Genomic DNA, 6781 nt, shown 5'->3' on the forward strand with positions numbered 1-6781 from the left:
TTGCCGGTCGCTGTGCCGTCCGCCCGCAGGCGGCGGACAGGCGCGCGACACAGCATGCGCGGCGCCGATCCTGAATACGGAGGGGTCATGGGCCTCATGGAAGCAGTACCTGTCGCGCGGCCGGAAAGCCGTCGCGTAAGGACGGCGTCGCTGCCGTCGGGCCAGCAGCTCGCGCGTCAGCTCGTGACGACGGTGCGCGTGGCCGAAGTGCTGCTGCACCAGGCGATCGTCCTGCCCGACCGGCATCAGTGGTCGGTCGACACCGAACGGGTCGACGCGGCCGGCGGGCCGCTCGCGGCGTGGGAAACCTGCGTGACCTGGCGGATCGGCAAAGTGTTCGCGTCGACGGTCAGCCCGGCCGCGCGCGTCAACGATCGCGACCAGGTCGCGGTCGAGATCCGGCTCTATTTGCCCGAACAGGACTATGTGGCCGGGCGGCACGTGAGCACCTTCGGCCTCCGCCACGGCAACGCGTTCGGCGCGACGCTGTCGGTCGCGTCGGGCGCGCAGTGGGGCTGGCAACGCAAGGAGCACGTCGCGCCGGAACACCGGCACGTGCGCGGCGAGACGCTCGAGGCGCTCGTCGATACGGTCGCCGCGAACGTCAACGCGGCGCTGGGCGCGGCCGGGTTCGGCGCGACGCGCTGATCAGGCTTCGCCGGTCTGCCCGGTCTGCCGCTGCAGGTCTTCCATCAGCTGTTCCGCGAGAAAGTCGCACGGCGGCCGCTTCGATTTCGTGCTGCGCGCGAGGATCAGCTCGAGCGGCGGCAGGTCGGGCAGCCCGTGCGAGCGGCCGAGCATCGACAGCTGCGCGGGAATCGCGCAGCGCGCGAGCGGCGCGACGGCCAGGCCGGCCTCGACCATGCTGAGCAGCCCGAGCAGGCTCGGGCTTTCATAGGAGGTGCGGTACGGCACCTTGGCGCGCTCCAGGCTGCGGATCGCGTTCTCGCGCGCGACGCTGCCCGGCATGAACACCGCAATCGGCAGCGGCCGCTCTTCCCACACGCGCGGCCCGTTCGTCATCGCGGCCCACGCCATCGGCTCGTGGCGGATGAAGTCGCCGGACAGCCCCTTGATGCGCGTGCCGCACACGAGATCGACGGTGCCGTCCTTGATCAGCGGCGCGAGCGCGCTGCTCGGCAGCCCCATCACCTGGATCTCGACCTTCGGGTAGGTCGCCGAGAATTTCTTCAGGACCGACGGCAGCAGCGACGACGCATAGTCGTCCGGCACGCCGATCACGACCTTGCCGGTCACTTCCGGCCGTACCACGGCCGCCCAGGCCTCGTCGCGCAGCGCCAGCATTCGTCTGGCGAATCCCAGCAGCACCTCGCCTTCGCGCGTCAGCACGATGCTGCGCGGCTTGCGCACGAACAGCGGCCGCCCGATCGCGTCTTCCAGGCTCTTGATCTGCATGCTCACGGCCGACTGCGAGCGGTTCACGGCCTCGGCGGCGCGGGTCATGTTGCCGGTTTCCGCGACGGCGACGACGGTGGCCAGCACGTCGTGATCGAGCATCTTCATGGGTATCAAAAAAACTGAACGTAACGATCAGCATTATGCGTTTTTATTGTTGCTGTGTGTCTGCCATAGTGCGATCACGCTGACGTTTCGCCCGAGGGTGGCGCGGCGTTCGGGCCGGCCGAGCCGGCGTGCAGCACTGAACAGGAAAGCGTGGTGTCTCGATGATGGACCATCCGTTGCGCGCCGCACTGGCCGCGGAATTGCATGCCCGGCCGTTCCTGCGGCTCGCCGAAGCCGTGTCGCTCACGCATTACGCGATCTACGCGGACGGCCAGCCCGACATCCACGAAACGCTGCTGCACGCGCTGTGCCGCGACACCGGCATCGCCGCGCCGCACGAAGGCGCGACGCATTACGCGGTGCAGTCGCCGAGCGGCTGGCACCTGAAGTGGGAGCGTCACACCGAATTCTCGACCTTCACGTTCGTCGCGCCGCGTCGCGACACCGGCTATTTCGACGATCTCGCGATCGAAGGCATTCCGGCCGCGTGGTTCGCGCGGCTGGCCGGCATCCGCTTCGTCGCGGTGCGCATGGAGCTGCTGTCGGGCGACGCCGCGCGGCGCGTGTGCGGCGACCTGCGCCGCTGGATCGACGGCCCCGCGCTCGTCGGCAGCAACGTGCTCGGCGGCGGCAAGGTGTTCTGCGACTGGCACGTGCGCGACGACGGCTTCATGCGCTTTCTCGTGGTCGACGAGGATTTCCGCGAGGAGCAGGGCGGCCGGCTGCTGCAGCGCCTGTATGAAATCGAAACCTACCGGATGATGGCGCTGCTCGCGTTGCCCGTCGCGCGCCGGATGAGCCGCGAGCTCGACGAGATCCACGCGGCGCTGCACGCATTGATGCAGCGGATGGACGCGAGCGGCGCGGACGGCGACGACACGGCGCTGCTCGTCAAGCTCACGCATCTCGCGGTGCGGGTCGAATCGCTGTCGGGATCGGGCGCGCGATTCAGCGCCTCACGGGCGTACGAAAAGCTCGTGCTGGCGCGCATCCACGAGCTGCGCGAGGAGCGCATCGAAGGGATGCCGACGATCGCCGAATTCATGGAGCGCCGCTTCGCGCCGGCGATGGAAACCTGCCGCAGCGTATGGGCGCGCCACGAGCAGATCGCCGCGCGGATCGCGCGGGCGGTCGACCTGCTGCGCACACGCGTGAACCTTGCGCAGGAAAAGGACGTGACGCGCCTGCTGGCGGGCATGGAGCGCACCGCGCGCAATCAGCTTCACTTGCAGCACGCCGTTGAAGGGCTGTCAGTGGCGGCCATTTCGTACTACGTGCTGTCGCTCGCGACGGCGGCGTTCAAGGCGCTGCACGTGATGAACCTGCCGGTCGATCCCGAGCTGGCGGAAGGCCTGCTGATCGCGCCGGTCGTGTTCGCGGTGATTCACATCACGCGGCGCACGCGCGCGCAGCTGGCGCGATCGGAGGCCGCGCATGACGGCGCGCCGGTGCATGCGGCGGCGTTGAAGCAGGCTGGTTAGACCATCTAAAACACAATCAATGAAAGGAATGGAGATGACTTTTTCGCAGACACAAGCGGGCTTTTACAGCGGTTTCGATGCCGCGTTCGACGAACCGGCACCGGGTGAGCCGGGCGCGCCGGACGAGCCGCGCGTGACGTCGTATCAAGCCGTGCTGCAGGAGCCGATGACGTCGCTCGTCGGGAATACGATCGATCGGCCGGACGTCGCGGCGGTGGCGATTCTCGGGTACAACTGACGCGCGGTCGCTTCGCGTCGGTTCAACGTAACGCGGGCGTTTCGTTCGAGTGAAGCGTCGAACGCCCGCGCGCCGACTTTGCCCGCCGTTCAGCATGACGGGCATTCAGCCGGACATCCGTTTGCGCGTCGCACGCGCGATGCTTTCCCCATTCGATTTCCCTGTCCCCTGCGCCAACGCCAGTTCGACGAACGCGCGCGCGGCCGCGCTCCGGTACGCCCCCTTGCGCTGCAGCAGCACGGCCGTGCGCCGCAGGACGGCCGGATCGAGCGCGACGGCAGCGAGATCGTCGTGCCCGGCCGCGATCGTCGCCGGCAGCAACGTCGCGAGATTCGTGCGGCGCACGATCTCGATCACCGCCCCCAGTGAATTTGCCTCCATCAACACGCGTGGCCGCACGTCGTGCTCGCGGAAATAGCGGTCGATCTGCACGCGTGTCGCGAACTCGGCCGTGAGCAGCACGAGCGGCGCATCGTGCAGCGCGCGCAGGCCGGCCTTGCGTTTCCCGGCGAGCGCATGCGCGCGGTTCACGACGAGCGCGAGCGTTTCGACCAGCAGCGTTTGCGCGTCGATATCCGCCGTCTGCACGTCCTCGAACGCGATGCCGACATCGAGCTCGTCGTCGGCGAGCAGCGCCTCGATGCGCTCCTGCGACATCTCGCGAACCGACAGCGACACATCCGGGTAGCGGCCGTGAAACGCCTCGACGAGCGGCCCGACGAGATAACTCGTGAAAGTTGGCGTGACCGCGATCCGCAGCGAGCCGCGGCTCAGGTCCTGCACGTCGTGAATCGCGCGCCGACCCTCCGCGAGATCGTGCAGCGCCTGCCGCGCATAGCGGAAATACACGTCGCCGGCGTCGGTCAGCCGCGTCACGCGCCCGGTGCGGTCGAACAGCTGCGCGCCGAGCGTCTCCTCGAGCTGCCGGATCTGCTGGGACAGCGCGGGCTGCGACACATGCAGCGCGGCGGCCGCGCGCGTGAAGCTGCGGTGCTCGGCGACGGCGAGAAAGTAGTGGATATGGCGCAGCAGCATGGCGGTTCCTATAAGTCCTGCTTATCGGGACGATCATAAATCAGTCTTTTACGTTATTGGAAGTCCGGCGTAACCTGCCCTTCATCGATTCCACCTGCACCGGAGAACACACGATGAAGGACATCATCGAAGGCTTCCTGAAGTTCCAGCGCGACGCCTATCCGGAACGCGCCGCGCTGTTCCGCGATCTCGCGCGCAGCCAGAACCCGCGGGCGCTGTTCATCTCGTGCTCGGACAGCCGGCTCGTGCCCGAACTCGTCACGCAGCGCGAACCGGGCGACCTGTTCGTGATCCGCAATGCCGGCAACATCGTGCCGTCGTACGGCCCGGAGCCGGGCGGCGTATCGGCGTCGGTCGAATACGCGGTGGCCGCGCTGCGCGTGACCGACGTCGTGATCTGCGGCCATTCCGATTGCGGCGCGATGACCGCGATCGCCACCTGCCAGTGCCTGGATCACATGCCGGCCGTTGGCCACTGGCTGCGCTACGCCGATTCGGCGCGGGTCGTGAACGAGGCACGCACGCATCGCGGCGAACGCGAGCGGATCGACTCGATGGTGCGCGAGAACGTCGTCGCGCAGCTCGCGAACCTGAAGACGCACCCTGCCGTGCGGCTCGCGCTCGAAGAAGGGCGTCTCGCGCTGCACGGCTGGGTCTACGACATCGAATCGGGCTGCATCGACGCCTTCGACGGCGCGACCGGCCGGTTCGTTTCCCTGGCGGACCACCCCGAGGTCCGCGCCACGCCCGCGATGCTTGCCGTCGCGGCCTGAATCCGGATTGCTCCCACCCCACCACGAGGAATTGCCATGATCCAGTCCCAGCACAGCCAGACCGCCCGCCACGCGCTTGCCGAAACCATCGTGCTCGCGAAGGCGCGCAAGAACCTGTCGTTCGCGCAGCTCACCGAAGGCACGGGCCTGAGCGAAGCGTTCGTGACGGCCGCGCTGCTCGGCCAGCACGCGCTGCCGGCGCACGCCGCACGCAGCGTGGCCGACAAGCTCGGCCTCGACGACGACGCGGTGTTGCTGCTGCAGATGATCCCGCTGCGCGGCAGCATCGACGATCGCGTGCCGACCGACCCGACCATTTACCGGTTCTACGAAATGCTGCAGGTGTACGGCACGACGCTGAAGGCGCTGGTCCACGAGAAGTTCGGCGACGGCATCATCAGCGCGATCAATTTCCGGCTCGACGTGAAGAAGGTCGACGATCCCGAAGGCGGGTCGCGCGCGGTGATCACGCTCGACGGCAAGTACCTGCCGACCAAGCCGTTCTGACGCCGGCGCGGTGCCGCGCAGGTTCCTGCCCGACGTGCGTGGGCCGCCGGCCGGCGCACGTTCCCGCCATTCCGTTTCAACGAGGACGCAGCCATGGATTTTGTGAAGCGCACGATCGATCTTGCGATGAAGAACGTGGAAGAGGGCGGCCGCCCGTTCGCGACGGTGATCGTCCGCGACGGCGAGATCGTCGCGGAAAGCCCGAACCTCGTCGCGCAAACCAGCGACCCGACCGCGCACGCCGAGATCCTCGCGGTGCGCGATGCGTGCCGCAAGCTCGGCACCGAGCACCTGAGCGACTGCGAGATCTACATTCTCGCGAGCCCGTGCCCGATGTGTCTCGGCTCGTTGTACTACTGCAGCCCCAAACGCGTGATCTACATCACGACGCGCGAGGACTACGCGCCGTTCTACCGCGACGACCGCAAGTATTTCGAGCTCGACACGTTCTACGCCGAATATGCGAAGCCGATCGACGAGCGCCGGTTGCCGATGGTGCAGCAGAAGCACGGCGACGCGATCAACGTCTACCGGCGCTGGAAGGAACTGAACGCGAAGTGATGTAACCCGCGCGGCGCACCGGCCGCGCGTGGCGGCCGCCCGGCTGCTCGTTTTCCCCACCCTCCGTTTCACCCGGCGGCGCCCATGCCGCCGGGTGCCCGCGCTGCCGCACGGGGCCGGCTTGGGCCCCCGTTTTCCCGCCTCGCCAAACATCGATCCCGTTCAATGTCCGGAACCGAAATCCGCGATCCAAAAGCTTTTTGACGGGTTTAAAAATTCGCACTGGAGACGACAGAAACGTGCGGAAAGCCCGATGAAAACCGATGAAATCTTCATGACAGCCAACGCGACGCGTCCGGTCGGTCGCGACTGACAGCCGCCGATCGTCGTGCGCTCCGCCACCCCTGTTTCATTGCGCCATTCGTTGCGGACGAGGAATCGCTCGATCCCTCCCCGCCAGCACCGCGCGACCGGCCGGCCGGTTGCGCCTGACGCCTGAGATTCGCTTACCTGCCTAACACGGACCATCATGAAACGGGATTCATTCAGTACACCTGATGCGCTGCATCGCCCGGCGACGGACATGCTCAAGCCGAACGACGCCTTCGTCCGCATCGAAAACGTCGTGAAGAAATTCGGCGACAGCACCGCCGTCGACAACGTGAACCTGACGATCGCGAAGAACGAGCTGTTCGCGCTGCTCGGCAGCTCGGGCTGCGGCA

Annotated in this window: 9 protein-coding genes and 1 pseudogene; 7 read left to right on the forward strand and 3 right to left on the reverse strand. The window is 67.3% G+C overall.

Annotated features, from left to right (window positions below):
- The first annotated feature begins 87 nt into the window (after window positions 1-87).
- Entirely contained in the window at window positions 88-648 is a 561-nt protein-coding gene (locus tag LGM56_RS36350; RefSeq protein WP_226208176.1) for a hypothetical protein, read from the forward strand.
- Here LGM56_RS36350 and LGM56_RS36355 read toward each other — a convergent pair whose 3' ends face one another.
- Complete coding sequence (locus LGM56_RS36355; RefSeq protein ID WP_089428468.1) at window positions 649-1524, reverse strand: LysR family transcriptional regulator; 876 nt, start codon at window positions 1522-1524, stop codon at window positions 649-651.
- Between the two features lie 161 nt (window positions 1525-1685).
- Here LGM56_RS36355 and LGM56_RS36360 point away from each other — a divergent pair, with 161 nt between their 5' ends.
- Both LGM56_RS36360 and LGM56_RS36365 read left to right on the forward strand, forming a co-directional pair.
- Complete coding sequence (locus tag LGM56_RS36360; protein ID WP_226208177.1) at window positions 1686-3005, forward strand: DUF3422 family protein; 1320 nt, start codon at window positions 1686-1688, stop codon at window positions 3003-3005.
- A 34-nt stretch (window positions 3006-3039) separates the two neighbouring features.
- On the forward strand, window positions 3040-3243 hold the full coding sequence (locus tag LGM56_RS36365; protein WP_089429190.1) for a hypothetical protein: 204 nt from the start codon (window positions 3040-3042) through the stop codon (window positions 3241-3243).
- 105 nt (window positions 3244-3348) lie between these two features.
- Here LGM56_RS36365 and cynR read toward each other — a convergent pair whose 3' ends face one another.
- Window positions 3349-4278: a transcriptional regulator CynR gene (gene cynR, locus LGM56_RS36370; RefSeq protein WP_226208178.1), complete on the reverse strand. Its 930-nt coding sequence runs from the start codon at window positions 4276-4278 to the stop codon at window positions 3349-3351.
- Between the two features lie 113 nt (window positions 4279-4391).
- On the opposite strand from cynR, the gene LGM56_RS36375 reads away from it, so the two are divergent.
- The 3 genes from LGM56_RS36375 to LGM56_RS36385 all read left to right on the forward strand — a co-directional run bounded on the left by LGM56_RS36375 (window position 4392) and on the right by LGM56_RS36385 (window position 6119).
- Window positions 4392-5051, forward strand: a complete 660-nt coding sequence (locus tag LGM56_RS36375) for a carbonic anhydrase (protein WP_226208179.1) — start codon at window positions 4392-4394, stop codon at window positions 5049-5051.
- Window positions 5052-5087: 36 nt separating this feature from the next.
- A complete protein-coding gene (gene cynS / locus LGM56_RS36380; RefSeq protein WP_089497848.1) occupies window positions 5088-5558 on the forward strand; it encodes a cyanase in 471 nt (156 codons plus the stop codon).
- Between the two features lie 93 nt (window positions 5559-5651).
- Window positions 5652-6119, forward strand: coding sequence for a nucleoside deaminase (locus LGM56_RS36385; protein WP_089443473.1), 468 nt, complete (start codon window positions 5652-5654; stop codon window positions 6117-6119).
- Between the two features lie 162 nt (window positions 6120-6281).
- Here LGM56_RS36385 and LGM56_RS36390 read toward each other — a convergent pair whose 3' ends face one another.
- On the reverse strand, window positions 6282-6650 hold the full coding sequence (locus LGM56_RS36390; RefSeq protein ID WP_226208180.1) for a hypothetical protein: 369 nt from the start codon (window positions 6648-6650) through the stop codon (window positions 6282-6284).
- Between LGM56_RS36390 and LGM56_RS36395 the strand changes: the two are divergent.
- Window positions 6643-6781 (forward strand): annotated as a pseudogene (locus LGM56_RS36395) (polyamine ABC transporter ATP-binding protein); the annotation flags it as partial. The gene LGM56_RS36390 and the pseudogene LGM56_RS36395 overlap by 8 nt on opposite strands.

This window comes from Burkholderia sp. AU38729, assembly GCF_020419725.1.
GTDB lineage: Bacteria > Pseudomonadota > Gammaproteobacteria > Burkholderiales > Burkholderiaceae > Burkholderia.